Source organism: Paenibacillus sp. PvR098, from assembly GCF_017833255.1.
Taxonomy (GTDB): Bacteria; Bacillota; Bacilli; order Paenibacillales; family NBRC-103111; genus Paenibacillus_G.
Map to the genome: position 1 here is coordinate 402,591 of NZ_JAFIBU010000001.1, position 26,179 is coordinate 428,769.

Consider the following 26,179-nt stretch of genomic DNA (forward strand, 5'->3'; position numbering starts at 1 on the left):
GAGGGCCACGTTAATAAGATAATGCAGAGAGGGGAGAGGATACGATGATAACGATAAATGATACGTTGGATGCGGTAGTTTCTGAGATGATCGCTTGGCGCAGATATCTGCACCGGCATCCGGAGCTGTCATTTCAAGAATCGGAAACCGCTGCCTTCATTGCAGGACTGCTCCGGGAGTGGGGGCTTGAGGTGCGAACGGGGGTAGGCGGACACGGTGTGGAAGCCAGATTGCGAGGTGGAGAAGCCGGACCTACGGTCGCACTGCGGGCAGATATCGATGCCCTTCCCATTCAAGACTTGAAAGATTGCGAGTATTCCTCGAGCGTGCAGGGAGTGATGCATGCTTGCGGCCATGATGCCCATACGGCTGCATTGCTCGGTGTAGCCAAGACGCTTAGCAAGCACAAGGATCAGCTTCGCGGGAACATCGTATTTTTGTTCCAGCCCGCAGAGGAAGTCACCCCCGGAGGAGCGCTCGGCATGATAAAAGACGGCGCACTCAAAGGGGTGGACGTTATCTATGGCGTACATCTTTGGACGCCGTTCGAGGTAGGGGCCGCGTATTGCAAAGCAGGTCCCATGATGGCGGCAGCCGATGAGTTCGTGATAGAGATTAAGGGCAAAGGCGGACATGGAGGTCTACCCCACGAAACGGTGGACAGCATCTTAGTGGCATCCCAACTGGTAGTCAATTTGCAGTCGATTGTGAGCCGCAGCACCGATCCTACGGAGCCTTGCGTTGTTTCCGTAGGATCAATCCACAGCGGTTCCAGCTTTAACGTGATTGCTGAAACTGCCGTATTGAAGGGAACGGTACGCACGTTTAATGCTTTATTACGAATGGACGTGAAGGCGCGTTTGGAAAACATTGTCCGACAAACCTGCCTCATGCACGGAGCCGATTTTTCGATAGACTACAGGCTTGGTTATCCTCCCGTTGTTAATCACGAGGAAGAAGAAAAGCGCTTTTTCCGTGCAGCCGAGGCTGCATTGGGGGCGACTGGCGGAAAGAAGGCTCCACTGGTCATGGCGGGTGAAGACTACGCTTATTATCTGCAGCAGGTGCCAGGCTGCTTCATGTTTGTTGGTGCGGGTAATCCGGACCGCGGCATCGTTCACCCGCATCATCATCCCCGTTTCGATATTGACGAGACGGCCATGACCCATGCAGCTAAGCTTTTCATAGCTATGGCAGAGGATTATATGACAGAGCATTCTCGATAGGTGACAGCTAACCGGCGAATGGGAAGCGGGAAAAAGGGAAACTCTAATCCTGCAGCAGCTTGGGGCGGCCCTTACAGGCGCTATGTTCAGGCTGTCAGTTCCTTTCAGGAGGGGTTTCCCTTGAATATGAGAACACTTCGTGAGATCATGACAACCGACTGCTCTACAGTAACGCTGAAGGATAACGTATATGAAGCAGCGGTGAAGATGAAGCAGGAAGATACGGGCTTTATTCCGGTCGTTGATGGCAAGAAGCTAATCGGTGTGCTGACCGACCGGGACATCGTTGTTCGTGGCCTGGCCGAGAAGAGGGAAGGTTCTTCCGCGATTAAAGAAGTGATGAGCGACAAAGTCGTATCCGTAACTCCGGAAACGACAGTGGATGAAGCGGCAAAAATCATGGCGACTGAACAAATTCGCCGTCTGCCTGTGGTCGAGAACGGCAATTTGGTCGGGATCGTCTCTATCGGAGACTTGGCAATCCGCAGCAATTTTGAAGACGAAGCAGGTTCGGCTCTGAGCCAAATTTCCGAACACAGCCAGCAGCATAATCAGCAAACTTTTCACTAATTATGATTTGCGTTCTTCCGATAGCCTTCGGGAGAACGTTTTTTTATATTTGTTTTGTTTACGTATGAGCAATATGTTAAAGGCGGCAAGTTGATGCGATTGCGTATCTCTGAGCCAGAGTTTAATGCTTCTTATAAGGGACTCTGCGGTCAATCCGATTAAAGAATGCACGCTTGCCCGCTAACGAAGATGAAGAAATGGATTAGTCCCTTCCTTCATCTTCGTTTTTTTTGGCAGCTCACCTCTCTTTTTTCTCCGCTGCTTGCTTTAGTTGCTGCGGCATGTTTAAATCCGATGCCAATCCGGCATACTAACTCTATCTGTCAAAGTTTGGAGGGATCCGCATGCCATTTCATAAAGACCGGCCGCTTGTTGTACAAAGCGATTTTTGTATTTTACTGGAGTCTCGCCACCCTGCGTTCGATGAGGTTCGGAAGGGCTTGGCTAGATTCGCCGATCTTGTCAAATCGCCGGAAAACCTGCATACGTATCGGATGTCCTCACTGTCGTTATGGAATGCGGCGGCAGCGGACATGACGGCGGAAGAAATTATGGAATTTTTGGAGCAGTGGTCAAAATTCGGTGTTCCTGCGTCCGTAAAGCAAGACATTCGCCGATTTGTACAGCGTTACGGCCTCGTTCGTATGGAGCGTCTCGGAGAAGATCTGCTCCTGATCTCTGACGATGTCGATGTCATCAAAGAGATGGTATCTTATAAATCGCTGCGTTCATACGGGCTGTGTCAGGTCGATTCAAGGACACTGCGTTTTTCCTCGCTCTACCGCGGTCTATTGAAGCAGGAGCTGGTCAAGATGGGGTTTCCAGTAGAGGATTTGGCAGGTTATAGCCAAGGTGAACGGCTACCCATCCGAATGCGGACGGGAACAAACGGAGAGCCTGGCTTTGAACTGCGGGATTACCAGGCGTCCGCGGTGGAGTCATTCTACCGGGAGGGAAGCGCACATGGCGGGAGTGGTGTGTTGGTGCTGCCGTGTGGCGCAGGAAAGACCGTTATCGGTATCGCCGCTATGGGGTGGCTTAGCTGCGCTACCCTCATTTTGACGACGAACAGCACGTCCGTACGGCAATGGAAGAGAGAGATTCTGGAGAAAACCGATATTACTGAAGATATGGTAGGAGAATATACCGGGCAGCAAAAAGAAGTTCGGCCGATCACGATCGCAACATATCAAATATTGACCTATCGCAAATCGAAGGATGATTTATTTGTCCATATGGACTTGTTCAATAAACGGGACTGGGGGCTTATCGTATATGATGAGGTCCATCTGCTGCCTGCGCCCGTATTTCGGGTGACCGCGGATATTCAAGCGACCCGTCGTTTAGGTTTAACGGCCACGCTAATCCGTGAGGACGGCCGGGAAGAAGATGTGTTTTCCTTGGTCGGTCCCAAAAGATACGAAATGCCTTGGAAGGATCTGGAGCTGCAGGGGTGGATCGCTTCTGTAGAATGTATCGAGCGGCGGGTGCCCATGCCTTCAGCGGAAATGGATGTCTACAGGAGGGCGGACGCAAGACTGAAAATGAGATGCGCGAGCGTTAATTCGGCCAAGTCAGCGGTAGTGGAGGGGCTGCTGCATAAGCATGAGGGCGAGCAAATATTAGTTATAGGCCAATATTTGGAGCAGCTTCATGAGCTGGCCCGGCGTACAGGCATTCCCTTGATCAGCGGAAAGATGACTCACGATAAGAGGGAAGAGTTGTACAGTGCCTTCCGGAGCGGTGAGCGGAAGGCATTGATCGTTTCCAAGGTAGCCAATTTTGCCGTTGATTTACCGGACGCCACAGTAGCCATTCAAATATCGGGCAGCTTTGGTTCACGCCAGGAGGAGGCTCAGCGCCTCGGACGCATTTTGCGCCCCAAAACGGGTGACAACAAGGCTTATTTCTACACCCTTGTCAGTGAGGATACAAAAGAGCAGGAGTTTGCGCTGAATCGACAGTTATTTCTTATCGAGCAAGGCTACAAGTACCATATTGATCGGGCGGATCACTCTAAGGAGGCGATCTTGAGATGAACTATTCGGAAATCTGCGCCCGAATGCCCCGGGAATTACGGAGCCGGCTGCAGGCAGAGACGGTGTATGCTCCGTGGCTTGGACAAGGGGATTCACTAGAAGACTTATGGATTGATCCTGTAGTGATGGAAACCGTCTATAATCGGATGAGGTCAGACGAAAGAATCGTGCTTGAGTCGATTGTGCGGGGAATCGGCTGCGAGCCTTTTGACGATGCCAAGTTGGAGAAGTCGGCGGGAGGATTAATATCTGGAGCCGAGATCAAAGCCGGATTGGCCGGACTGCTCCGCAAAGGTCTCATCTTCTCATTTCGCAAAACCTGGGGAGAGCCAGTCTACCTGCTGCCGGAGAACGGCTTTGGATTGTGGCAGAAAATCTTGTTTCCTGATGCAAACGTATCGCCTCCGGATTCCGTCGTCCTCACAGGTATCGAACCGTTTGAGGTTGTTAAGGCGGATATCCGCAGGGGTTTATTTCAAACGCTCGTTTTTGCCGCGCAGCAGGGGCTGAAGTTGACCCAAAACGGAATACTGCACAAAAAGCAACTGCAAAAATGGGGCGAGCTGATTCCACTAAACGAAACGCTGCTGCAAGGAACGCCGATAAAATATGCTTATGCCGACACTTATCCTTTGAAAACGGCGGTGATGCTCGATATACTGCTGCGTCTCCAACTGGTCGCACCGGACGGAGAAACGCTGAAGATTCAATCCAGAGCGCTCAAAAGTTGGCTGGATCGGTCCGTAAGCGAACAACACCATCTATTGTACGGCATTTGGAAGCGGTTGACGCTGCCAACGGAAGCCTGGCTGCAGCATGCAGTTTCAGTTCTCGAAAGGACCGATTCCGAGGAATGGGTACCTTTAAACGGGCTGTTGACCTGGCTTGAAAAGGAAAGGCTGCTTCCGAACTCGGATGACGAGGAGAAGAGCGAACAACGGATTAGCCGGCTTCAAAAGGAGTGGCTGGATCCGCTGGCTGCATTAGGCTGGCTGGAGAAAGGTATGCAGCTGAGCGGAAATACATTTTACCGCTGGCGAGTGAATCCTCTACATCCCGACAAGGCGCTGCAGGAAAGCCTGGAGGAAGACGGGAGGATAATGGTGCAGCCTGACTTTGACATTCTCGTGCCCCCGGACGTTCCGGAGGCGGTTTGTTGGGAGCTGTGCTGTATGTCCGATCCTGCCGCATTCGACCAGGTCAGCATCTACAAGTTGTCCAAAACCAGCGTTCGGCGCGCCTTGGAGAACGGAAGGACGGCAGAAGAGATGGTAAATTTCTTGGAAGCGCATGCGCTTTACGGGGTCCCTGACCATATCCGATTGGCGATTTCAGAATGGGCCAAGCCGTTCGGCAAAACATCTTTCGCCAGTACACTACTGCTGCGATGTGACGATGAGGAAACGGCGGCAACCATAGCCAAGCTCCCCCATACGGCCAAATATATCCGGGAAGCCATCGGCGTTAAAGATTTTATTGTTGCAGAGAGCGATCTTCAGCCTTTGGCAGCAGCGTTGGAGAAAGCAGGGTATATGCCAGAATTGCCTCACGTGCTGACTGGGAAAAACGGTGCTGGTCATGGGAAAGCTTACCCGAAGCTGACGGAAGTGAAGCCGCAAGAAGATATGGCGGTATCGTTAATGGAGAAAGGGCTGATCTATTCACGAAACTCCGCCCATCTTTATCAGCTGGAATCGCGGCTGCCTGAGGTGGCCGATTTGTATCCTGACCTGAAGGACATTCCTCCCATGTGGCTCAGGGACTACCGGACCTATCATGCTTCTACCCGCAAGGAAATGGTGGAAAAAGCGATCGAGATGAAAACGCTGCTGCAAATTCGCCTGAACGGTACGGATTACCGCATCGCTCCGCGAAAGGTACAGGATACCCGCGGCACCTGGTGCATGATGGGGATCGGAAACCCTGGAGAAAGGCAGCCGCCAGCTTTGGAAGTCCAATGGCTTGCCAACGAATGGGACGAAATGAAGCTGATTCTGCCTGGGATCAATGATAAATTTTAAAATCGGCATACTACCGCTGGATGTGTTATGATATATGGTATAGCCTTTGTGGCTTAACATATAGAAAGGCGGTGCTCCATATGGCAGTCATGGAATCGCAAACGATCGATATGTCTGCGATCTTGCTCGGAGCCTATGAATTGGCTGACATGATCAAGCTTTCCGCGGAAACTGCGGATTATTTATATTGGAAGCAGCTTGTAGAGGAGAATGAGGAGGTAGGCAGGCTAACCAAGGAATTTGCCAAGCAAAAAGAGCGGTTCGAGGAATGCGAACGGTTCGGGCACTACCATCCGAATTATCACGAAGCGCTGGAGCAAGTGAAGAAGGCGCAGGAACAGCTGGATGCTTTGGAGCTTGTCCGACGCTTTAAGGAAGCGGAGAGTCAGCTGGACGAACTGCTGTACGAAGTATCGCAAATGGTAGCTCATTCGGTATCCGATACGATCAAGGTGCCGTCCAATGACCCGCTGGCCTCAGGCGGCGGTTGTTCTTCAGGCGGGAGCTGCAGCGGCAAGTGCGGTTAATTGTATAGTCCGTGTTATAAAATGGCGGGATATATATCCCGCCATTTTATGGTTGCAGCAGCTGAAACACTGGTCGAATAACCCCGACGTTCTCGCCTCGCCGGTTGGTGACACGAGGATGATGGAACTCGGCAAGCTGATCGGCTTCCTTCCGGGTGACCGCACCGAGCTGGATTAATGCTTCGGCTGCCGCAGGATAGAGGGCACGCTCGGCGCCGTCCTCAATCTTGACGGACAGACCGATTCCGCGATTCGGCACGGTAAGGGCATAAACCCCTTCGGCACCCATTTTGCCGATGATGCGGCCTTGCGTCACCTCAGCGAGCCGGGTGTCGAATCGGTTGGTGCCTGCTACATAATAAGGATATTTGCAGATGACCTCGATGATTTTACGGCAGGCCGCAGCTCTTTCCGGTGAAAGTTCCTCAGGCGAACCCAGACGTGCGTACGCGTAAGCGAGCGAAGCCAGCGGCACGGCGAATACCGGCACGCCACAGCCGTCGATACCGAGCTTTATACTTTCTGCAGGCACACCACACATGTTTGCTACGGTGTGCAACATTTTTTGTTGGACAGGATGCGCTAAACAGGTATACTGTTTTATAGATACATTCATTGCTTTTGCCAAGGCAAGCATGCCAGCATGCTTGCCGGAGCAATTGTTGTGCAGCTGCGATGGCGTCAGCCCCTCTTGTTTCAAGGCATCGGCAGCAGGCTTATACAGCGGCTCCTGCCGCCCGCACTCTAGAGCGCTTTCACCGAGCTCGAGCTTGTTCAGGATCGACAGCGCCGTGCTCGCATGTTCAGGTTCCCCGCCATGCGAAGCGCAGCATAAAGCTGTTTCGGCATCGGTAAGTCCGAACTGTTCATCGCCCCGCGTTTCCAGCAGCGGAATAACTTGAAGCAGCTTGGCGGTTGAACGCATATAACCATAATGTTTGGGGTTGCCCACATAAGCGATAAGCTTGCCCTTGAAGTCTACCGCGGCGATATGACCGCGATGCACGCTTTCGGTTACATCACCTCGGGTGACCTCCACAAGGGTGCCTTTGTCAAAGGAATGCATGCTTGCATCCATCCTTTCATAAGAAGACTAAAAGATCCATATCAACGGTATGGCTAAAGAAAGAAGGTATGAACCATGTTTACCGAGCGCAGCGGAATCATCGTATGGGTTAGCGATTTGAAAGCGGCAGGCAAACATTTGGAGAAGTATGGCAGTGTGCATTACATCTCCAAAAAGCTGCATTACGCCGCTATGTACGTGTATTCAAACCGATTGGACGAGACGGTAAAGCAGCTGCAGAAGCTGCCCTTCGTCAAAAAGGTGGAGCGGTCGTACCGCAATGAAATCAAAACGGAGTATAATAATAATATTCCTGATAAAACAAGATTCTACACGTTATAGCTTTGATATCGTCGCAAGCACATGTTATCATGTTATACCATACGCCTGGAGCGAGAGCTCTGTTCGGCGTATTTTTTTTTGTTTTTTTCTAAAGATTTCTTAATTTGATTATACTTAAATAATCAGGCAGAATAAAAGAGTAAGAGGCTGTATATAGGCAGAATGAATCGTTTTTTTTACAGAAAAGAGGGTTAGGTCAGTGAGTAGAATCGACAGTCAAGATTATTGTAACGATTCGAAAGAATGGCAGCTCGGAGGCAAAGCGATCGTTGATATCGTCGTCACTCATCATGCCCGCAGCCGTTGGGCCGACCGCATCGAAAGCGAGAAGACCGATTTTCGTGATGATATCACTGCTTTTTTATGGAATAAGCTCAAAACGAAGCGTATTCGAACATATTATAAGAACGAACAGGATGTTTTTCTCATCGACGAGGATTTGGTCATGGTGGCTGAATTTACTCCTATCGAACAGGGGCGAACAAGCTCCTCCCCCGTTTATAAGATGATTGTCGTCACGTTTCTTGGCCGAATGTCCGAGAATGTGGAGCTTCGAGACTTGCGATCTTATTATTCTTGGCTGCGCCATTCTCGCAGGATGACGCTGATTAAGAACAGCCGCAAGCGAAGGTGATCGATAGGCATAGTTAACGGATGTTTCATCGAGGTGTGCCGAAATGTCGGCATGCTTTTTTGTTTTTTGTTATAATATTAGAAGGCTACGATTGAACCGGAGGTTCGCCTTTCTTATATCTCAAGATCATCTTTGAGCGGACGGGTTAAAGGTTTTCTTTTAATGAAGGGTACCAAGTATGCGGAGGATGCGACTATGGCACTTAATTTTCACCAGCTTCACATTTTTTACACTGTAGCGGAGAAGGGCAGCTTCTCTCATGCCGCGCAGGCACTGCATATGACTCAGCCGGCTGTGACGATGCAGGTGCAGTCGCTCGAGGATTACTTTGGTACAAAACTGTTCATACGCTCGACCAAACGGGTCGAGCTGACAGAGGCTGGACGCACGCTGCTGCCTTTTGCTTCGCGCAGCATCGAGCTAATGAAGGAAACAGATGTCAGCATGTCCAAATTCACGCATATGCTGGAAGGAAGGCTTCATTTGGGAGCCAGCCTGACGGTGGGAGAATATATTTTGCCTAGGCTGCTCGGACCGTTCAGCGCGGAGTATCCTAATATATCGGTAAGTATGAAAGTCAACAACACGAAGCAAATTCTTGAGGAAGTATTGAATCATCAGTTGACCTTCGGTTTAGTGGAGGCGGAAGTTAAGCACCCCGATGTTCATACGGAAGCCGTGCTGAGCGACGAACTGAAGCTAATCGTGCCAAGAAATCACCCTTTGGCGAGCCGGGAGCGTATCCCGTTGGAAGAGATGCTGAAGTATCCCTTTGTGCTCCGGGAGCAAGGGTCCGGCACACGAAAGGTGATGGAGGAGGAGCTGGCGCGTGCAGGCTGCGATGTATCCATGCTCAAAATCGTGATGGAACTCGGGAGTACAGGGGCGGTAAAATCGGCGGTGGAAGCCGAACTTGGGATTTCCATATTGTCCCAATCTTCGCTAAAGCACGAGGCAGCCCTTGGCGTGTTAAATGTGAAAGAGGTCGATGGGATCTGTTTTTCACGGAGTTTTTATGCGATTTATTTGAGCTCGACACTGCTTCCGATTTCTGCGGTCACATTCATGACGTTCTTGAGAGAACGGGACTTAAGCCAGTGGTTATGAACGGCTGGGCGGAAACAGATGCAGCCCCAAAGGCCTCTTAATGGAACATGGTGTAAAGGACAGATAGGTATTTATGCGGTTTGAAAGGAGTTTTTACGCATGTCTTATGCGGATTTACATACACATACATTGGCATCTGACGGGACCAGATCCCCGGCAGACAACGTCAGGTTAGCCGCGGAAGCGGGATTAGGTGCGGTAGCCGTAACCGATCACGATACGGTGGGAGGGCTTGCGGAAGCGGCGGAGGCCGGGTTGAAATATGGTATAGCAGTCGTACCCGGAGTGGAAATCAGCACGGTGCATGACGGGCAGGACATTCATGTGCTTGGCTATTGGATCGATGATGAGGACCCGCTTTTCTTGTCCAGGCTAGCCGACTTGAGGCAGGTACGAGACCGACGCAACGAAATGATCATTGCCCGGTTACAGGAGCTCGGCATCTCCATTACGATGGAGGATGTTCTAAGGTCGGTACAGGCTTCGAAAAAAGAGGGGGATACCGTCGGAAGACCTCATATCGCTGATGCTCTCGAGCGTCTCGGCGCGGCCGATTCGATGGCTGACGCATTCAACCGATACTTGGGCAAAGGAGCCGCGGCCTACGTGAATCCGCCGCGGATTACGCCGTTTGAGGCTGTTCGTTGGGTTCTCGAAGCGGGAGGGGCACCCGTACTGGCGCATCCGGGACTGTACGGGCAGGATGAATTGATTCCGCAGCTTACCGAGATCGGATTAGTCGGTTTGGAAGCCTATCATTCCGATCACTCACCTGAGCAGGAAAAGCATTATGCCTCATTGGCCGCAACGCATGGCCTGCTTATCACAGCGGGATCGGATTACCATGGTGAACGGGGCGGCGTTGTGTTTCACGCTCCGATCGGTGCGCGCAGAGTCAATACGGATGTGGTGGATCGATTGTTCGAGCGCAGAGGAGTGCGCCCATGAAGATTCGTAAAGCGATTATCCCGGCGGCAGGGCTGGGCACCCGATTTTTGCCAGCGACCAAAGCACAGCCCAAAGAAATGCTGCCGATCGTAGATAAGCCTGCTATTCAATATATTGTGGAAGAGGCGATGGCTTCCGGCATCGAAGATATTATGATCGTAACCGGTCGGAACAAACGAGCCATTGAGGATCATTTTGACAGATCGATAGAACTGGAATCGGTGCTAGAAGAAAAGGGGAGCTTCGAACTCCTAGAAATCGTCCGATCGGTTTCCAATTTAGCGGACGTTCATTACATCCGTCAGAAGCAGCCGCTAGGTCTGGGACATGCCGTTATGTGTGCGCGTAAATTTATTGGTGATGAGCCGTTTGCGGTTATGCTTGGAGACGATATTATTCAGTCCGATCCGCCGTTCTTGAAGCAGATGATCGATTTGTACGAGCAGAAGGAAAGCGCAGTCATTGCATGCCAGGATGTGCCCTGGGATGATGTGAGTAAATACGGTATCCTATCTTTAGACGAGGAAGAGAGCGGATATCCCTTTATAAACGATCTGATCGAAAAACCTGAGCGAGGGTTTGCGCCGTCCAATAAGGCCATTATTGGCCGTTATATTTTGACGCCGGATATTTTTGATATTTTGGAGCAAAGTCTACCTGGAAGAGGCGGTGAAATCCAACTGACTGACGCCCTCCGGGTATTGAATCGGCAGCGCCGAATGATCGCGTATCCGATTCAGGGAAAGCGCTATGACGTTGGTGATAAGCTCGGGTATATCAAGGCGACGATTGAGATGGCGTTGGACCGTGAAGAATTGAGAGAGCCTTTGGAACAGTATTTAAGGCATCGGCTCGGGTTGTAAAAACATGGCCTGATGGTGAGCTGCAAAATCATTAAGAACCATCATGGACATATGACCATCTCCAGCAAGGAAGGGATTGGAACGACATTGTCATTGATCTGCCAGACCATCTTTCAACTCAGCTCTGAGAGGCCGCTGTATAGTGTTTGTAGATGGTTTAAACTATAGAGCAGAAGCCTTTACTGTAGACTAGGGCAGGAATGGTTCGGGGGTTCGCTGCAATGAATCAAAGACTGTACACGATAAAAGAAGTTTCGATGAGAACGGGCTTGTCCACTCAACTGATCCGGAAATGGGAGGAGCGATACGAAGCCGTAACGCCCTCCCGTTTTCCTAATGGGTACAGGGGGTATACGAATCGGGATGTGGAATCTCTGTTGTGGTTGAAGAAGAGAGTCGGGGAAGGCGTACCGATTGGACTTGCCGTGGAAGAAATGAAGCTGCTCGTACCCGGCCAAACGGATATGGCTTTGACGAAGCCGTATCTCGCGATTATTCATATGCCTAACGAGGCGACAGAATACAGGGAGAAGCTGCTGCAGCTTTTTTTGCGGCTTGACCAAATTGGCGCACAGCGGTTTTTCGACCAATTGCTCGCGCTGCATCATATGGATTTCGTGCTGCTGCAGATACTCGCGCCGGTCCTCGTAGAAATCGGAGAGCGTTGGGAACGCGGAGAAATATCGGAATTTCAGGAGCATTTCGGCAGTCATTTTATTCGTGAGAGGCTGCTTGCCCTTAAAAATTTATACCACCAAAGTGCGGATGACCCGCTCGTAGTCACGGTTTGCTCGCCCGGAGAGCGCCATGAGCTTGGTGTGCTGTTCTTTGGATATTTTATGCTGCAAGAAGGCTTTCAGATTGTTTATCTTGGAGCTTCTCCCTCGGAGAAAGGCATTATGGATTGTCTGGAGCAGATGAAGCCGGCAGCGCTGGCCTTCGGTACTTCATCCGAACGGCTGTTGAGCGAGGCGCTTCCGTTCTATCGGGAGCTGGACCGCCGAATTGCCGAGCTCAAGCTGATGACAAAGGTATTCATTGGCGGCTACATTGTCAAAGAAGACCGTTTGCTGCCGGGAATGAACTCGATTTATATGCTCAGCGGAGATGCTCAAGAAACAGTGAAAAAAATGAAACGTTTGATCGAATAATTGGGTGAAACCAAAAAGAAGTAGACCGGTTCCTATAAGAGGACCGGTCTACTTCTTTTTGCTTATTTTACCGTAACCGGCATCAACTTGATCACTTCCGCATTGGGTGTGACGAAGAGTGTTTTCTGATGATCGTAGATGACGAAGCCGGGCTTGGCGCCGCTTGGCTTGCGAACATGCTTAATCAGCGTGTAATCGACGGGCACCTGACTCGATTCCTTGGCTTGGCTGTAATAAGCAGCGAGCCGGGCGGCTTCATGCAATGTGGCTTCCCCGTAGTTGGTGTTTCGGATGACGACGTGAGAGCCAGGAATATCCTTGGTATGCAGCCACGTATCCCCCGAATGGGCGAGCCGGTTGGTTAAGTATTCGTTCTGGGTGTTGTTCTTTCCGACATAAATAGGTATGCCTTCGCTGGAGGTATAACAGGAAAGCTGTGGCTTTTGATTCGGCTTTTTTTTGCGTCCTTTCTTACCGCGCCCGCGAAGGTATCCTTGTTCCGTCAGTTCCTCGCGAATCTCCTGGATATCGGTTAGCCCTGCGCTTGCCAGCTGCTGCAGCAGGCTGTCCAAATAACCGATTTCCTCGTGCGCCTGGGTCATTTGCTCCTTTACGGCGATGAGGCTGTTTTTGCTTTTCGTATACTTTTTGAAATAGCGTTGTGCGTTCTCCGAAGGAGTCATCAAAGGATCGAGCTCGATCGTAACCGGACGCTGCTCCTCATCATAATAATTGATGACTTCGATTTGCCGCTCCCCTTTGCGGATCAGATGCATGGACGCGGTAAGCAGCTCTCCGAGAATGCGGAACTTGTCGGCATCCCGCGCTTCCTTCAGCGTTTCCTCGAGCTTGTCCAGCTTCTTGACGTTCTTGTTCCGTTCGTTGGAAATCAGCCGGATCAGGTCGGATACCCTTTGTTTGACGGTATCCCGCTCCGCCTTGTCTCCATAATAGGCTTCCAGACAAGAGCTGACCGTATCGTAACGACGGACCTCTCCGGGAATGTGGGTGAGCTCGGTTATGGAGAAAAAGGTTTTCCCGGTCTTCTCCTGTTCCACAATGACGGGATCGGGGCTTCCGCTGCGAACCTGCTCAGTAAGCGTGCGAAGGGGCTCCCACAATCTCTCTGCCGTAACAGTATGCGTCGAAGCATTGAAGCTAGGCCCCATGGCTCGGTAGACGAGCTCGCGGGCGATCAGCGGGCTAAAGCCGCTAAGGTGCTGCACCAGCGTCTGCTCCCAAAAGCGGGGGGAAGCCGTATCCTCCTGCTGGGCCTGGGCCGCATCGGCGCTTTCCGTCATCAGCTGAGTAAATTGGTCTTTGTTCAGCTCAAATGGAATGATTTTGTGCTGCTCAGGCGGCGCGATATAGGTGCTGCCGGGCATCACCACGCGGTAGCTGCTGATCGCCGGCGTGACATGATGAATCCCGTCCAAAATAATGCCGGTGGCCGGGTCGGTCAAGATGATGTTGCTGTGTCGGCCCATGATTTCCACGATGACCGTTTTGACGCTTAGGTCTCCGAGTTCGTCGCGTTGGCGGATGCGGAAGTGAAGAACCCGCTCAAGCCCGGGCTGTTCGATCGCTTCGATGATGCCGCCATCACAGTGTTTGCGCAGAAGCATGCAAAACATGGGCGCTTCCAGAGGGTTTATAAAGCTTTGTTCCGTTAGGTGCACCCTTGGGTAAGTCGGATTAGCTGATAGAAGCAGCTTGACGGTGCGTCCTGCAGTGCGGATCTGCAGAATGATATCGTTATTGGAAGGCATTTGTACTTTATTGATACGACCCATGACGCAGCTTTGAAGCTCGCGAGAGAGGCCATTTACTACGAGACCGTCTAATGACATTGTAGGAACAACTCCAATCCTGCAAAAAAATGATGTCTGTCTTTGTAAGTGCTACCCCTTATCATGCCATATTTTCTCTTCGAAGGAAAACGTGATATTTTGTGGCTTGTCTGAATACATTTAGCCTAGACGACCTTTTTGGGAGGGAAAAGAGCAGATGAGTCAGAAACAGTGGTATCAAATGACGGCCGAGGAAACGCTGCAATCGTCAGGGACAGAGCCCTCAAAAGGGCTGACTGCGGAAGAAGCGGACAAGCGGCTTTCCGACCACGGTAAGAACGAGCTGACGGACGGACAAGGCGTATCGCCGATCACGCTTTTTTTGAACCAGTTTAAAGATTTCATGGTTCTGGTGCTTGTGGGAGCGACTTTGATATCCGGCTTGCTCGGAGAATATTTGGATGCCATCACAATTATCGCCATCATCATCATGAACGGGATTCTTGGTTTCGTGCAAGAGTTTCGCGCAGAGCGTTCCTTACATGCGTTGAAGGAGCTCTCGGCGCCTAATGCAAAGGTATTGAGATCCGGGAAGCTGGAACAAATTCCGGCTCGTGAGCTGGTTCCCGGCGATATTGTCGTACTGGAAAGCGGTGACCGCGTGCCTGCCGATATCCGCTTTATCGAGGTGTACGGCACGTATGCGGAGGAATCGGCGCTGACGGGCGAGTCTGTGCCGGTGGCCAAGCATACCGAGGCGCTTTATGGAGAAGATGTAACGCTTGGAGACCAGCGTAATCTCGGCTTCATGGGGACCATGCTGACGCGAGGCACGGCCAAAGGTATCGTCATTCGAACCGGCATGAACACGGAAATGGGCAAAATCGCCGATCTCATTCAAAACACGGATTCGATGGAGACACCGCTACAGCATCGTCTTGAACAGCTCGGTAAAATTCTCATCGTCGTTGCTTTGGTATTGACCGTGATGGTTGTCATTGCAGGCATCGTGCACGGTCAGGAGCCATATGCTATGTTTCTGGCAGGAGTCAGCTTGGCGGTTGCGGCGATTCCGGAAGGGCTGCCGGCTATCGTCACGATCGCTCTGGCGCTCGGGGTGCAGCGGATGATTCAACGTAAAGCGATCGTCCGTAAGCTGCCCTCGGTCGAAACGCTGGGCTGCGCATCGGTCATTTGCTCGGACAAAACGGGTACCTTAACTCAGAATAAAATGGCTGTCACCCACTTGTGGGTCGGCGGACAATGGTTGGAGGTTACCGGGAACGGCTACGACCCTCAAGGCGAAATATTGAAAAATGGAGAGCAGGCGGATATCCGAAAGAATCAAATGCTTCGCCGGCTGCTTCAAGTCTCCGTGCTCTGCAACAACGCATCGCTGGACGAAAAGCAATTCGACGGCAAGAGGAGAAAAGGCGAGGATGAACCGTCCAGCTTCTGGGATATCAAGGGAGATCCGACGGAGGGAGCGCTTGTTGTGCTAGGGGCAAAAGCAGGAGTCACACAGCATTCGCTGGAAGGGCTGTACCGGCGGGTGAACGAGCTGCCTTTCGATTCGGAGCGGAAGAGGATGTCGGTTGTGGTGGAGCACCAAGGAGGACGGATGGTATGCACGAAGGGCGCGCCGGACGTGCTGGTGCAGCAGTGCTCCTATGTGCTGTGGGATGAAAAAATCATTCCATTTACTCCAACCTTAAAGCAGAAAGTACTTTCGGCCAATGAGGACATGGCCAAAAACGCGCTCCGTGTACTCGGACTCGCCTATCGAGATTTGAAGCCTGCTGACCGTGAGCTTCAGGAAGCGGAATTGGAGTGCCAGCTTGTGTTTGTAGGCTTAACGGGTATGATCGACCCTCCTAGGCGCGAGGTGCGGGAAGCGATCGTTAAATGCCGCCGTGCGGGGATTAAGACCGTGATGATCACGGGCGACCACCAGACGACGGCGGAGGCTATCGCAAAGCAGCTGGGCATTCTGCCTCAGGACGGGCTGGCGATGAACGGCCGACAGCTATCCGCGATAACCGATGAAGAGCTAGACAAACGGGTAGATGATGTTTATGTGTACGCCCGCGTGTCTCCGGAGCATAAGCTGCGAATTGTAAAATCACTTCAACGCAGGGGGCATACGGTAGCGATGACCGGAGACGGTGTAAACGATGCGCCGGCTATCAAGGCAGCGGATATTGGCATTGCGATGGGCATCAGCGGTACAGATGTTTCCAAAGAAGCGTCCGCGCTTGTGCTCAGCGATGATAACTTCTCCACCATCGTATCCGCCATTGAAGAGGGGCGGGGCATTTATGAAAACATCCGCAAATTCATCCGTTATTTGCTCGCTTCCAATGTCGGCGAAATTATGACGATGTTCTTGGCCATGATGTGCGGGCTTCCGCTACCGCTTGTGCCGATTCAGATTCTGTGGGTCAACTTGGTGACGGACGGCCTGCCGGCGATGGCGCTTGGAGTCGATCAGGCGGAGAAGGATCTCATGCAGCAGAAACCGCGTCCGGCGAAAGAGAATATTTTTGCGCGCCGTCTGGGCTGGAAGATCATCAGCCGCGGTATTTTGATCGGATTGTGTACGCTTGCGGCTTTCTATATTACGCTGAAGCAGGGTGGCGACAGCCCGGACGCGCTCGTCAAAGCGCAGACGGTTGCGTTCGTAACACTCGTCATGGCACAGCTTATTCATGTTTTCGACTGCAGAAGCTCGCGCTCGATCTTTCACCGAAATCCGCTGCAGAACGTCTGGCTTGTGCTTGCTGTTGTGTCGTCGCTTCTATTGATGCTGCCTGTACTTTACGTGGAGCAGCTTCAGCCGATATTCAAGACCGTCCCGCTCGGCGGGTTCGATTGGCTGCTCGTTCTCGTATTTGCCGGAATTCCGACCTTCCTCATGGGTATCGGCAGCGTGTTGAGCGGTTCCTCCAAACGCAAACGCATTTCCTACGGGGGCGGACCGATCCGGCCTGCAGCAAGATAATATATAGCAAAGGGCTCCGCTTCAAAAAGCGGAGTCCTTTTGTTTGCTTTTTTCCGCGGATTGGTTTAAAATTTTGCGTCAGCGGCTATGCATTCTTACGAAATTGCGATATAGTATGGGGAAAATGCTCAAACAGGAGTGCAAACGATGAATTTCACGAAAATGCAAGGTTTAGGAAATGATTTTATCGTTCTGGCCGGACATACCGAGCTGCCTCAGGATGCGGCCGAGCTGGCGGTCCGTTTATGTGATCGTCACTTCGGAATCGGTGCGGACGGGCTGGTGTATTTGCTTCCCTCGCAGAAGGCTGACTATATGATGCGCATTATCAATTCGGACGGCTCGGAGGCGGAGCAGTGCGGCAACGCCATCCGCTGTGCCGCTAAATATATTTATGATCACGGAATGGTGGATCAAGAAACGACCGGGCTCACGATTGAGACCATTGGCGCGGGACCGCAGCCTGTGCAGCTATCAGTGACGGGGGGCCGTGTTACAGCGGTTCGCGTCGATATGGGTGCACCGATCTTGGCTGGGCTTGCGGTGCCTACCGTCATTGAAGCGGATCGGGTTATCTCGCACCCGGTTTCAGTGGACGGACGGGAATTCTTCTTTACCGCCGTGTCGATGGGGAATCCGCACTGCGTTATATTTACGGAGGATGCGCTGCAGGTCGATCTGTATAAGTGGGGGCCCGAACTCGAGAACCATCCGTTTTTCCCACGCCGCATCAATGTCGAGTTCGCCACGGTGCGCAGCCGGGATTATGCTGATATGCGCGTATGGGAACGCGGCGCGGGACCTACGCTTGCTTGCGGAACGGGGGCATGCGCCACGCTGGTGGCCGGGGTTCTGAACGGGCTGATGGACCGCAAGGCTACCGTATCGCTGAAAGGCGGCGATCTGCTGATCGAGTGGAACGAAGCAGACGATCATGTGTACATGACCGGACCTGCGGAAACGGTGTTTAAAGGAACGCTTTAACGTACATGATGGGAAGAGGGGACGCCGCGATGAAAGCGGATTTGAGAGAAGCGCTCCGGGGGCAGCTGCTCGTCGGGGACGGGGCCATGGGGACGTATTTGTACCAAATGGGCTTTCCCGTCGGCATATCATATGAGGAATTAAATTTGCTTAAGCCGGACGTCATTATGGACGTCCACCGAAGATATTATGAGGCGGGCGCCCGATTGATCGAGACGAATACCTTTTCGGCTAACCGGGAAAAGCTGTCTAAATATGGATTAGAGCAGGAAGTGGAGGCCATCAACCGGGCCGGTGTCGATTTGGCTCGCCGGGCGGTTGGCAGCGATGCTTATGTGGTGGGGGCGATCGGTTCGATCCGCGCAGGCAAGCGCAAAAATGTGCGTACCGCCAAGGTCAAGGAAGATTTGAAGCAGCAGATCGAAGTGCTTGCGGATACGCCGGTGGATGGGCTGCTGCTGGAGTCGTTCTACGATCTGGAGGAGCTCCTGATTGCATTGAAGTTGATCCGCAAAGTCAGCAACTTACCTGTTATCTGCCAATTTGCGACAGAAGGGACCGGTTCGACCCACGACGGAATTCCGCTGGAGGAAGCTTTTCGGCGGCTTACGGCGGCAGGTGCGGATGTGGTCGGCTTCAACTGCCGGAGCGGTCCGAACGGGCTGCTGCGCTCGCTTGAGCGCGTCGCAGGCATAAAGGATGCTCCTCCGTTCTCCGTATTTCCGAACGCGGGGATTGCCGACTATGTGGACGGGCGCTATACGTTTGCCGCGACTCCGTCGTATTTCGGCGAAACGGCGCGGAAGTTTGCTGATCTCGGTGCACGGATTATCGGCGGCTGCTGCGGAACGACGCCCGAGCACATCGCTGCGATAGCCGCTTCGCTTAACGGCTATGTCCCCGATCCGGCAGCGGTTCGGAGGCTCTCTGCAGACGTTAGGGAACCGCGGTCTGAACGGATCGACGAACCAGCCCCGCCGGCCGAACCAGTACTGGCCGTACCGGGACAGTCGGAGCCGACGATCGTTGAGCTGGTGAAGGAGCGGCCGACGGTCATCGTTGAGCTGGACCCGCCGCGCGATCTGGATATCGAGAAGTTTATGCAGGGGGCATTAGAGCTGAAGAAAGTCGGAGTCGATGCACTGACGATGGCGGACAACTCGCTTGCTGTCACGAGAATGAGCAACCTGGCGCTCGGGAGCCTCGTACAAGAGCGGGTCGGCATACGGCCGCTCATTCATATCGCCTGCCGCGACCGCAACATGATCGGAACGCAGTCGCACATGATGGGACTGCACGCGCTGGGGATCGACCACGTGCTTGCAGTAACGGGCGATCCGGCGAAATTCGGGGATTTACCCGGTTCGAGCTCCGTGTATGATTTGACTTCGTTCGAAATCATTCGCATGATTAAGCAGCTGAATGAAGGAGTGGCCTTCTCGGGCAAGCCGCTGAAGAAAAAAGCGAACTTTATTGTCGGAGCTGCATTCAATCCGAACGTGAAGTATTTGGACAAAGCGGTGCAGCGGTTGGAGCGCAAGATCGAGTCCGGTGCGGATTACATCATGACCCAGCCGGTCTATAATACCGAGCTGATCGAGAAAATCAGTGAGGCGACCAGGCATCTCAGCGTACCGATCTTCCTGGGCGTTATGCCGCTGGCCAGCGGAGGCAATGCGGAATATCTGCATAACGAGGTGCCCGGGATTCAATTGTCTGACGAAGTGCGTCAGCGCATGAGCGGACTTAAAGGCGAAGAAGGTCGGGCTATGGGCGTTCAAATCGCTAAAGAGCTGCTGGATGTGGCTCTCAACCATTTTAACGGCATATACTTAATGACACCGTTCCTTGCCTATGAAATGACCGTCCAATTGACCGAATACGTATGGAAGAAAGCGGGACGGCGCGATTTCCACTTGTCCCCACTGGAAAAATGAATTAAAATAAGGTAATGGATGTGAATACCATGATTACCAGTATGACCGGCTTCGGCCAAGCCGCCCGTACCTTGGCCGGCTTCCGCGTGCAGATCGATTTGAAATCGGTCAACCATCGATACTGTGAGGTTGTCGTAAGGATGCCCCGGGAGTGGGTTCGTTACGAAGACGTGGTGAAACGTGCCGTAGTCACCAGGATCAAGCGCGGGCGTGTTGATGCTTTCGTAACGGTCGATCGCGATCGTGAGGCACCTCAAACGGTCGAAGTGGACTGGGCTTTGGCGATGGGTTACCGGCAAGCGGCTCAGCAGCTGCGGGAGAAACTTTCGCTTGCTGAAGAACTCTCCCTTCGCGATTTGCTGACCATTCCCGGTATGGTTTCGATGCGAGACGAGCTTGAGCTAGAGGAAGGGATACTGGAATCCGAAATTTTCTCTTGCACGGATGAGGCGGCCAAGGAGCTCGTTACGATGCGGGAGCGTGAGGGCACATTTCTCCTTACGGATTTGGAGCAGCGTATCGCTGCCATGGAAAGCTATAGGCAGGCTGCCATTCAGTTGGCTCCTGTAGTCGTTAAGGAATACGCGGAGAAGCTGAAAGGCCGTATTCAGGAGCTGCTGCAGCACATGCCTGTAGATGAGAGCCGGATTGCGATGGAAGTGGCATTGTTCGCGGATCGCGCCGCAATCGATGAAGAATTGACCCGGCTGCACAGCCATTTTGGACAGTTCAAGGAGCTGCTGCGCACTGCCGAACCGGTAGGCCGCAAGCTGGATTTCCTCGTCCAAGAAATGAACCGTGAAGTGAATACCATCGGCTCCAAAGGCAATCATGCGCCGCTCGCCTCCATTGTGGTTGAGATGAAAGCGGAGCTTGAGAAGATACGGGAGCAGATTCAAAATATCGAATAACCTACCTTACCAGTAATATCATTCTTTCTTCTGAAATTGGACATCGGGTGCAAAAGGCTAGTGAAAACAGAGCATCTGCCGGTGGCGGTGCTGCTGTTTCGCACGAAGTTTCCTTTTAAGAACAACTTCCAATTCAAAAGAAAGAACCAGGGGGACCCTATACATGGCGATCAAACTTATCAACATCGGTTTCGGGAACATTGTTTCTGCGAATCGAATCATTTCTATTGTAAGTCCTGAATCGGCTCCGATAAAACGGATCATTCAGGAAGCGCGTGACCGCCATATGCTGATTGATGCGACGTATGGTCGCCGTACTCGTGCTGTTATTATTACGGACAGCGATCATGTCATTTTATCGGCGGTTCAACCTGAAACGGTAGCGCATCGACTTTCCAATAAGGACGATGATCATGACGAGTAATTTGGGTTACGGCCCTGTGGAAAAAGGAATTTTAATCGTGCTTTCGGGACCTTCAGGGGTTGGAAAAGGGACCGTTTGCAAGGAACTGCGAAGCTGTGCCCCAGACATCGTGTATTCCGTGTCGGCAACGACTCGGGCGCCTCGGTTTGGTGAGGTGGACGGTGTGAATTATTTTTTTAAGACAAGGGAACAATTCCAGCAGCTGATCGATCAGGACCAAATGCTGGAGTGGGCGGAATACGTAGGAAATTTTTACGGAACACCGCGTAAATTTGTGGAAGATACTTTAAACAGCGGCAAAGACATCATCCTGGAAATTGAAGTGCAGGGCGCGCTTAAAGTGAAGCAGAAATTTCGAGAGGGCGTCTTTATCTTCCTGCTGCCTCCGTCGCTGAATGAACTGGAGAGCCGCATTGTAGGACGAGGAACGGAATCGGAGGATTCGATCCGCAGCCGGATGTCCGTAGCCGTAGATGAGATTGCTTTGATGGAGCATTACGATTATGCGATCGTTAATGATCAAGTGGATCTGGCCTGCTCCCGAATACGCAGTATTCTTACGGCAGAGCATTGCCGCAAGGATCGAATGGTTTCCAAAATAGAACACTGGATGGCTGAGGTGAAAAAATAATATGTTGTATCCTTCTATAGACAGGCTTTTGGATAAAGTAGATAGCAAATATTCGTTGGTGGTAGCCGCCTCCAAACGAGCGCGGATGCTGCGTGACGGAGCGAAATCCGAAGTGCGGCAAAAGAAATCGCACAAACACGTAGGCTTGGCCCTTGAAGAAATTTACGAGGAACATATCTCGTATGAGAAGCTGCAAAACAAAGAGTCTTCAAAATAAACGACAACCCTCGCGGTTGTTATTTTTTTCGCTTTGAAAGGAAGAAAGGGAGGAAACCGGATGCTGAACGGAAAAACGATCGTGCTTGGCGTTAGCGGAGGGATTGCTGTGTTCAAAGCGGCGGCGCTCTGCAGTAAACTGGCTCAAGCCGGAGCCGAGGTGAGGGTCATCATGACGGAAGCAGCGGCCCAATTCGTCGCTCCTCTAACTTTTCAAACGCTGTCTCGTCATGCTGTTGCTAACGATACTTTTGATGAGAAGGATCCTTCGGTCGTATCTCACATCGATCTGGCCGATCGGGCGGACCTCGTAGTCATCGCGCCGGCAACGGCCAATATCATAGGGAAGATGGCGCTGGGGCTTGCGGACGATATGCTTTCAACGATGCTGCTTGCGACGACAGCGCCGATATTTGTATGCCCGGCGATGAACGTACATATGCTCGCTCATCCTGCGGTACAGGCGAATTTGCAAACGTTAGCCGATCGTGGCGTTCGGTTTATCGAACCGGGAACCGGGCAATTGGCCTGCGGCTATGTCGGAAAAGGACGACTCGCAGAGCCGGAAGACATTGTCACGGCGATCGAAAGCTTTTTCAATGAGAAAAAGCCTCTGCGTGGAAAGCGTGTGCTGGTTACCGCAGGAGCGACTGTGGAACGGATCGATCCTGTACGTTATTTGACGAATGATTCGTCAGGTAAAATGGGGTATGCCATTGCCGAGCAGGCTGCGCGAATGGGCGCCGAGGTTACTTTAGTGACGGGCAAAGCTACGGCTGCCGTCCCTGCTGGTGTTAAGCTGGTCCGCGCGGAATCCACACTTGAGATGATGAATGCGGTACTGGGCGCTATGGATCAGCAGGACGTCATTGTCAAGGCCGCGGCTGTAGCCGATTACCGGCCGGCAGAACAGGCGGAGCAAAAGATCAAGAAAACGGAGTCGGAAATGACGCTGAAGCTGGTCAAAAATCCGGACATTCTGCAAGCGGTCGGCGAGCGGAAGAAAGCGTCTCAGATGGTGATAGGCTTTGCGGCGGAAACGCACAACGTAGAGGCCTTCGCAATCGACAAGCTAAAGCGCAAGCGTTGTGATTTGATCGTGGCCAACGACGTGACAGTTCCCGGCGCAGGCTTTGGGACGGATACGAACGTGGTGCGCGTTTATGATGCGGACGGCCTCGTGCTGACGCTGCCGCTGATGGAGAAGCGCGAAGTGGCCGTTCGGCTGTTGGCTTTCGTTGCGAACCGTCTGACGAAGGGGGAAACAACAGAAGAATGTACGCCAAAGTAATTGTCGACGTACCGGCCAAACCGACGAACCGTGCCTTCGATTATGTGGTGCCGGAGGCGATGAAGGACCTCATTAGCGTGGGCAGCCGGGTCGGCGTGCCGTTCGGTCCGCGTACGGTGCAGGGCTTCGTTGTGGAGCTGCACGAAGGCACCGAGCTGGATCCAGTCAAGCTGAAGCCGATCGCACAGACCCTCGATTTGACCCCGCCCCTGACACCGGAACTGGTGAAGCTCGCCCGTTGGATCAGCCGGACCTATATGTGCCACGAAATCATTGCCCTTCAGGCGATGATACCGGGCGCGTTAAAAGCAAAATACGAACGTCATGTGAAGATAGCTGAGCCTGACGGGGAGCGAAGGATGCGCGGGAACGTTCTGAATCTGCTGCTGCCCAAACAAGAGGAGATCGTAAACTACATTCGCAAGCAGGAGACGATCCGCTTGGAAACGCTGCTGGAGAAATTTGCCGAGGATACTTTGCTGGTTAAGCAGCTTTTGGAGGACGGATATCTCGCAGAGATCCATAAGGTGAAGGACCGGATGACGGCGAAAAAGGCGTTGACTGTCATTCCCCCGGAGGATCCTGATCAGCTTGCGGCCTGGGAGACAGAGCTTCCCGCCAGAGCTGCCAAGCAGAAGCAGGTGCTTGCGTATCTACAGGAGCATCCTGAGCCGATCAAGCTGACGGATTTGTTGACGCGGCTGCATATTACGGCTGCAGCGGTTAAAGGCTTGGTCGAGAAGGGCTGGATAAGGCTGGAGGAGGTTGAGGTTCAGCGAGATCCTTACGCTTCGCGAACGTTTCGCCCGACCTCGCCGCTTCCGCTTACCGCTGAGCAGCAGGACGTGTTCGAACGTATAAAGGACGCTGTCTTATCCCGAATGCAGCGGGTGTTCCTGCTCAACGGAGTGACGGGCAGCGGCAAGACGGAAGTGTATTTACAATCGATCCAGACTTGCTTGGATCAGGGTTGTGAAGCTATTGTGCTTGTCCCTGAGATTTCGCTCACGCCGCAAATGGTCGAGCGTTTCAAGGGGCGCTTCGGCAACCGGGTAGCGGTGCTTCACAGCAGGCTTTCCCACGGAGAACGGTACGATGAGTGGCGCAAAATCGTACGCAGGGAAGTTAGTGTGGTGATCGGGGCTCGGTCGGCGGTTTTTGCTCCTTTTACGAATATCGGACTTATCATTATTGATGAAGAGCATGAATCGAGCTATAAGCAGGAAGAAAGTCCGAAGTACCATACCCGCGATGTCGCCATCGTCAGGGCGCTTGAGCATGGTGCCTCCGTTGTTTTGGGCTCGGCGACACCTTCGCTAGAGAGTATGTACCGGACAAGCCGTGAAGCTGCGCTCTCAGCAAAGCCGGAACGCCCCGTGTTCGAGCTGCTGTCCATGCCATCACGCGTGGAGGGACGGCCGCTGCCGCGTGTGCATATCGTGGATATGCGGGATGAGCTGAAGAACGGCAACCGTTCGATGTTCAGCCGTGCCCTGTATAAAGCCATAGAAGATCGGTTACACAAGAAAGAACAGACTGTTTTACTGCTGAACCGACGCGGTTATGCAACCTTTGTTATGTGCCGTACCTGCGGTTATGTGGCGGATTGTCCGCACTGCGATATCTCTCTGACGTATCACCAGAGCTCTCGGGCGATTCGCTGCCACTATTGCGGCTATGCCGAGCGGGAGCTGACGGCATGTCCGGACTGCGGGAGCGAGCATATCCGTCATTTTGGCACGGGAACGCAGCGTGTGGAAGAGGAGCTTTCCAAGCTGTTCCCGGGCATTCGCGTCATCCGTATGGACGTGGATACGACGACGGAGAAGGGATCTCACGAGAAGTGGCTCACGATGTTTAAAAACCGGCAGGCGGATCTCCTCCTGGGTACGCAGATGGTCGCCAAGGGACTCGATTTTCCGCATGTGACGCTCGTTGGGGCACTGGCTGCGGATTCGGTGCTCAATCTGCCTGACTTTCGGGCGGCCGAAAGAACGTTCCAGCTGCTTACGCAGGTAGCTGGCAGAGCCGGACGCCATGAGCTCCCCGGCGAAGTGTACGTGCAAACGTACACCCCTGAACATTACAGCATTCTTAGTGCAAGCAAGCATGACTATCAGGGCTTTATGCGCAAGGAGATGCTGATGCGTAAGCTGCATAATTACCCGCCTTTTCACCGGCTGGTGCTGATCACGCTGTCGCATGACCAGGTGCAACTGCTGATCCGTTCGGGAGAAGTGCTTGCCGCGAGGCTGAAGGAACTTGCCAGTCAAGTGCAAACGGACGGGACGGAGCTGGAGGTGCTTGGCCCCGTTGCTTCGCCAATCTCGCGGATCAAAGATAGATATCGGTTTCAATGCATGATAAAATATCGGGGAGAGATGGATATTGCCGGGCTGGTTCAGCAGGCAGCCGCAGTGCTGGATGATGCGGTCAAGCAGAAGAAGCTGATGGTGTCTATTGACGTGGATCCTCAAATATTGATGTAAACCGGTTCAAG

22 protein-coding genes are annotated in these 26,179 nt (G+C 52.6%); 20 read left to right on the top strand and 2 right to left on the bottom strand.

Translation table 11 applies throughout. The annotated features are described in order from the left end of the window. Positions 1 to 44: 44 nt before the first annotated feature. The 5 genes from JOE45_RS01980 (at position 45) to JOE45_RS02000 (ending at position 6,383) form a co-directional block, all read left to right on the top strand. Positions 45 to 1,226, top strand: coding sequence for a M20 family metallopeptidase (locus tag JOE45_RS01980; RefSeq protein WP_210021778.1), 1,182 nt, complete (start codon positions 45 to 47; stop codon positions 1,224 to 1,226). A 126-nt stretch (positions 1,227 to 1,352) separates the two neighbouring features. Next, complete coding sequence (locus tag JOE45_RS01985; RefSeq protein WP_210023465.1) at positions 1,353 to 1,796, top strand: CBS domain-containing protein; 444 nt, start codon at positions 1,353 to 1,355, stop codon at positions 1,794 to 1,796. Between the two features lie 344 nt (positions 1,797 to 2,140). Continuing rightward, on the top strand, positions 2,141 to 3,835 hold the full coding sequence (locus tag JOE45_RS01990) for a DNA repair helicase XPB (protein ID WP_210021777.1): 1,695 nt from the start codon (positions 2,141 to 2,143) through the stop codon (positions 3,833 to 3,835). After that, positions 3,832 to 5,856: a helicase-associated domain-containing protein gene (locus JOE45_RS01995; protein ID WP_210021776.1), complete on the top strand. Its 2,025-nt coding sequence runs from the start codon at positions 3,832 to 3,834 to the stop codon at positions 5,854 to 5,856. The genes JOE45_RS01990 and JOE45_RS01995 overlap by 4 nt, the downstream gene beginning before the upstream one ends. Before the next feature lie 80 nt (positions 5,857 to 5,936). Continuing rightward, positions 5,937 to 6,383, top strand: coding sequence for a YlbF/YmcA family competence regulator (locus JOE45_RS02000; protein WP_210021775.1), 447 nt, complete (start codon positions 5,937 to 5,939; stop codon positions 6,381 to 6,383). Positions 6,384 to 6,429: 46 nt separating this feature from the next. On the opposite strand, the gene JOE45_RS02005 is transcribed toward JOE45_RS02000, so the two are convergent. After that, the gene (locus tag JOE45_RS02005) at positions 6,430 to 7,461 is read right to left on the bottom strand and encodes an asparaginase (RefSeq protein WP_348632461.1); all 1,032 of its coding nucleotides are present in this window, start codon (positions 7,459 to 7,461) and stop codon (positions 6,430 to 6,432) included. Positions 7,462 to 7,524: 63 nt separating this feature from the next. Here JOE45_RS02005 and JOE45_RS02010 point away from each other — a divergent pair, with 63 nt between their 5' ends. The 6 genes from JOE45_RS02010 to JOE45_RS02035 all read left to right on the top strand — a co-directional run bounded on the left by JOE45_RS02010 (position 7,525) and on the right by JOE45_RS02035 (position 12,494). Continuing rightward, positions 7,525 to 7,791 carry a YlbG family protein gene (locus JOE45_RS02010; protein ID WP_210021773.1) on the top strand — a complete coding sequence of 89 codons (267 nt, stop codon included), beginning with the start codon at positions 7,525 to 7,527 and terminating at the stop codon, positions 7,789 to 7,791. A gap of 199 nt (positions 7,792 to 7,990) precedes the next feature. Beyond that, complete coding sequence (locus JOE45_RS02015) at positions 7,991 to 8,425, top strand: hypothetical protein (RefSeq protein ID WP_210021772.1); 435 nt, start codon at positions 7,991 to 7,993, stop codon at positions 8,423 to 8,425. Positions 8,426 to 8,620: 195 nt separating this feature from the next. Continuing rightward, complete coding sequence (locus JOE45_RS02020) at positions 8,621 to 9,532, top strand: selenium metabolism-associated LysR family transcriptional regulator (protein WP_210021771.1); 912 nt, start codon at positions 8,621 to 8,623, stop codon at positions 9,530 to 9,532. A gap of 99 nt (positions 9,533 to 9,631) precedes the next feature. Beyond that, positions 9,632 to 10,480, top strand: a complete 849-nt coding sequence (locus tag JOE45_RS02025) for a PHP domain-containing protein (protein WP_210021770.1) — start codon at positions 9,632 to 9,634, stop codon at positions 10,478 to 10,480. Further along, positions 10,477 to 11,343 (top strand): UTP--glucose-1-phosphate uridylyltransferase GalU, encoded by an 867-nt coding sequence (gene galU / locus JOE45_RS02030; RefSeq protein ID WP_210021769.1) that lies wholly within the window; start codon positions 10,477 to 10,479, stop codon positions 11,341 to 11,343. The genes JOE45_RS02025 and galU overlap by 4 nt, the downstream gene beginning before the upstream one ends. Before the next feature lie 221 nt (positions 11,344 to 11,564). Next, on the top strand, positions 11,565 to 12,494 hold the full coding sequence (locus JOE45_RS02035; protein WP_210021768.1) for a MerR family transcriptional regulator: 930 nt from the start codon (positions 11,565 to 11,567) through the stop codon (positions 12,492 to 12,494). Positions 12,495 to 12,556: 62 nt separating this feature from the next. Here JOE45_RS02035 and JOE45_RS02040 read toward each other — a convergent pair whose 3' ends face one another. After that, positions 12,557 to 14,344: an Rqc2 family fibronectin-binding protein gene (locus JOE45_RS02040; protein ID WP_210021767.1), complete on the bottom strand. Its 1,788-nt coding sequence runs from the start codon at positions 14,342 to 14,344 to the stop codon at positions 12,557 to 12,559. Positions 14,345 to 14,501: 157 nt separating this feature from the next. On the opposite strand from JOE45_RS02040, the gene JOE45_RS02045 reads away from it, so the two are divergent. The 9 genes from JOE45_RS02045 to priA all read left to right on the top strand — a co-directional run bounded on the left by JOE45_RS02045 (position 14,502) and on the right by priA (position 26,168). Then, on the top strand, positions 14,502 to 17,285 hold the full coding sequence (locus JOE45_RS02045; RefSeq protein ID WP_210021766.1) for a calcium-translocating P-type ATPase, SERCA-type: 2,784 nt from the start codon (positions 14,502 to 14,504) through the stop codon (positions 17,283 to 17,285). 147 nt (positions 17,286 to 17,432) lie between these two features. After that, a complete protein-coding gene (dapF, locus tag JOE45_RS02050; protein WP_210021765.1) occupies positions 17,433 to 18,269 on the top strand; it encodes a diaminopimelate epimerase in 837 nt (278 codons plus the stop codon). 29 nt (positions 18,270 to 18,298) lie between these two features. Then, on the top strand, positions 18,299 to 20,206 hold the full coding sequence (locus JOE45_RS02055) for a bifunctional homocysteine S-methyltransferase/methylenetetrahydrofolate reductase (RefSeq protein ID WP_210021764.1): 1,908 nt from the start codon (positions 18,299 to 18,301) through the stop codon (positions 20,204 to 20,206). Positions 20,207 to 20,235: 29 nt separating this feature from the next. Beyond that, on the top strand, positions 20,236 to 21,117 hold the full coding sequence (locus JOE45_RS02060) for a YicC/YloC family endoribonuclease (protein WP_210021763.1): 882 nt from the start codon (positions 20,236 to 20,238) through the stop codon (positions 21,115 to 21,117). A gap of 163 nt (positions 21,118 to 21,280) precedes the next feature. Next, the gene (gene remA, locus JOE45_RS02065; RefSeq protein ID WP_009672664.1) at positions 21,281 to 21,541 is read left to right on the top strand and encodes an extracellular matrix/biofilm regulator RemA; all 261 of its coding nucleotides are present in this window, start codon (positions 21,281 to 21,283) and stop codon (positions 21,539 to 21,541) included. After that, positions 21,531 to 22,172, top strand: a complete 642-nt coding sequence (gene gmk, locus JOE45_RS02070; protein ID WP_210021762.1) for a guanylate kinase — start codon at positions 21,531 to 21,533, stop codon at positions 22,170 to 22,172. The genes remA and gmk overlap by 11 nt, the downstream gene beginning before the upstream one ends. A gap of 1 nt (position 22,173) precedes the next feature. Further along, complete coding sequence (gene rpoZ, locus JOE45_RS02075) at positions 22,174 to 22,389, top strand: DNA-directed RNA polymerase subunit omega (protein ID WP_210021761.1); 216 nt, start codon at positions 22,174 to 22,176, stop codon at positions 22,387 to 22,389. 60 nt (positions 22,390 to 22,449) lie between these two features. Then, positions 22,450 to 23,679, top strand: a complete 1,230-nt coding sequence (gene coaBC / locus JOE45_RS02080; protein ID WP_210021760.1) for a bifunctional phosphopantothenoylcysteine decarboxylase/phosphopantothenate--cysteine ligase CoaBC — start codon at positions 22,450 to 22,452, stop codon at positions 23,677 to 23,679. Then, entirely contained in the window at positions 23,664 to 26,168 is a 2,505-nt protein-coding gene (gene priA / locus JOE45_RS02085; RefSeq protein ID WP_210021759.1) for a primosomal protein N', read from the top strand. The genes coaBC and priA overlap by 16 nt, the downstream gene beginning before the upstream one ends. Positions 26,169 to 26,179: the final 11 nt, after the last annotated feature.

What these genes read in the sequence shown, in the direction of transcription:
- JOE45_RS01980 (WP_210021778.1), top strand. Translation starts at nt 45, where the DNA reads ATGATAACGATAAATGATACGTTGGATGCGGTAGTTTCTGAGATGATC.
- JOE45_RS01985 (WP_210023465.1), top strand. Translation starts at nt 1,353, where the DNA reads ATGAGAACACTTCGTGAGATCATGACAACCGACTGCTCTACAGTAACG.
- JOE45_RS01990 (WP_210021777.1), top strand. Translation starts at nt 2,141, where the DNA reads ATGCCATTTCATAAAGACCGGCCGCTTGTTGTACAAAGCGATTTTTGT.
- JOE45_RS01995 (WP_210021776.1), top strand. Translation starts at nt 3,832, where the DNA reads ATGAACTATTCGGAAATCTGCGCCCGAATGCCCCGGGAATTACGGAGC.
- JOE45_RS02000 (WP_210021775.1), top strand. Translation starts at nt 5,937, where the DNA reads ATGGCAGTCATGGAATCGCAAACGATCGATATGTCTGCGATCTTGCTC.
- JOE45_RS02005 (WP_348632461.1), bottom strand. Translation starts at nt 7,461, where the DNA reads ATGGATGCAAGCATGCATTCCTTTGACAAAGGCACCCTTGTGGAGGTC.
- JOE45_RS02010 (WP_210021773.1), top strand. Translation starts at nt 7,525, where the DNA reads ATGTTTACCGAGCGCAGCGGAATCATCGTATGGGTTAGCGATTTGAAA.
- JOE45_RS02020 (WP_210021771.1), top strand. Translation starts at nt 8,621, where the DNA reads ATGGCACTTAATTTTCACCAGCTTCACATTTTTTACACTGTAGCGGAG.
- JOE45_RS02025 (WP_210021770.1), top strand. Translation starts at nt 9,632, where the DNA reads ATGTCTTATGCGGATTTACATACACATACATTGGCATCTGACGGGACC.
- galU (WP_210021769.1), top strand. Translation starts at nt 10,477, where the DNA reads ATGAAGATTCGTAAAGCGATTATCCCGGCGGCAGGGCTGGGCACCCGA.
- JOE45_RS02035 (WP_210021768.1), top strand. Translation starts at nt 11,565, where the DNA reads ATGAATCAAAGACTGTACACGATAAAAGAAGTTTCGATGAGAACGGGC.
- JOE45_RS02040 (WP_210021767.1), bottom strand. Translation starts at nt 14,344, where the DNA reads ATGTCATTAGACGGTCTCGTAGTAAATGGCCTCTCTCGCGAGCTTCAA.
- JOE45_RS02045 (WP_210021766.1), top strand. Translation starts at nt 14,502, where the DNA reads ATGAGTCAGAAACAGTGGTATCAAATGACGGCCGAGGAAACGCTGCAA.
- dapF (WP_210021765.1), top strand. Translation starts at nt 17,433, where the DNA reads ATGAATTTCACGAAAATGCAAGGTTTAGGAAATGATTTTATCGTTCTG.
- JOE45_RS02055 (WP_210021764.1), top strand. Translation starts at nt 18,299, where the DNA reads ATGAAAGCGGATTTGAGAGAAGCGCTCCGGGGGCAGCTGCTCGTCGGG.
- JOE45_RS02060 (WP_210021763.1), top strand. Translation starts at nt 20,236, where the DNA reads ATGATTACCAGTATGACCGGCTTCGGCCAAGCCGCCCGTACCTTGGCC.
- remA (WP_009672664.1), top strand. Translation starts at nt 21,281, where the DNA reads ATGGCGATCAAACTTATCAACATCGGTTTCGGGAACATTGTTTCTGCG.
- gmk (WP_210021762.1), top strand. Translation starts at nt 21,531, where the DNA reads ATGACGAGTAATTTGGGTTACGGCCCTGTGGAAAAAGGAATTTTAATC.
- rpoZ (WP_210021761.1), top strand. Translation starts at nt 22,174, where the DNA reads ATGTTGTATCCTTCTATAGACAGGCTTTTGGATAAAGTAGATAGCAAA.
- coaBC (WP_210021760.1), top strand. Translation starts at nt 22,450, where the DNA reads ATGCTGAACGGAAAAACGATCGTGCTTGGCGTTAGCGGAGGGATTGCT.
- priA (WP_210021759.1), top strand. Translation starts at nt 23,664, where the DNA reads ATGTACGCCAAAGTAATTGTCGACGTACCGGCCAAACCGACGAACCGT.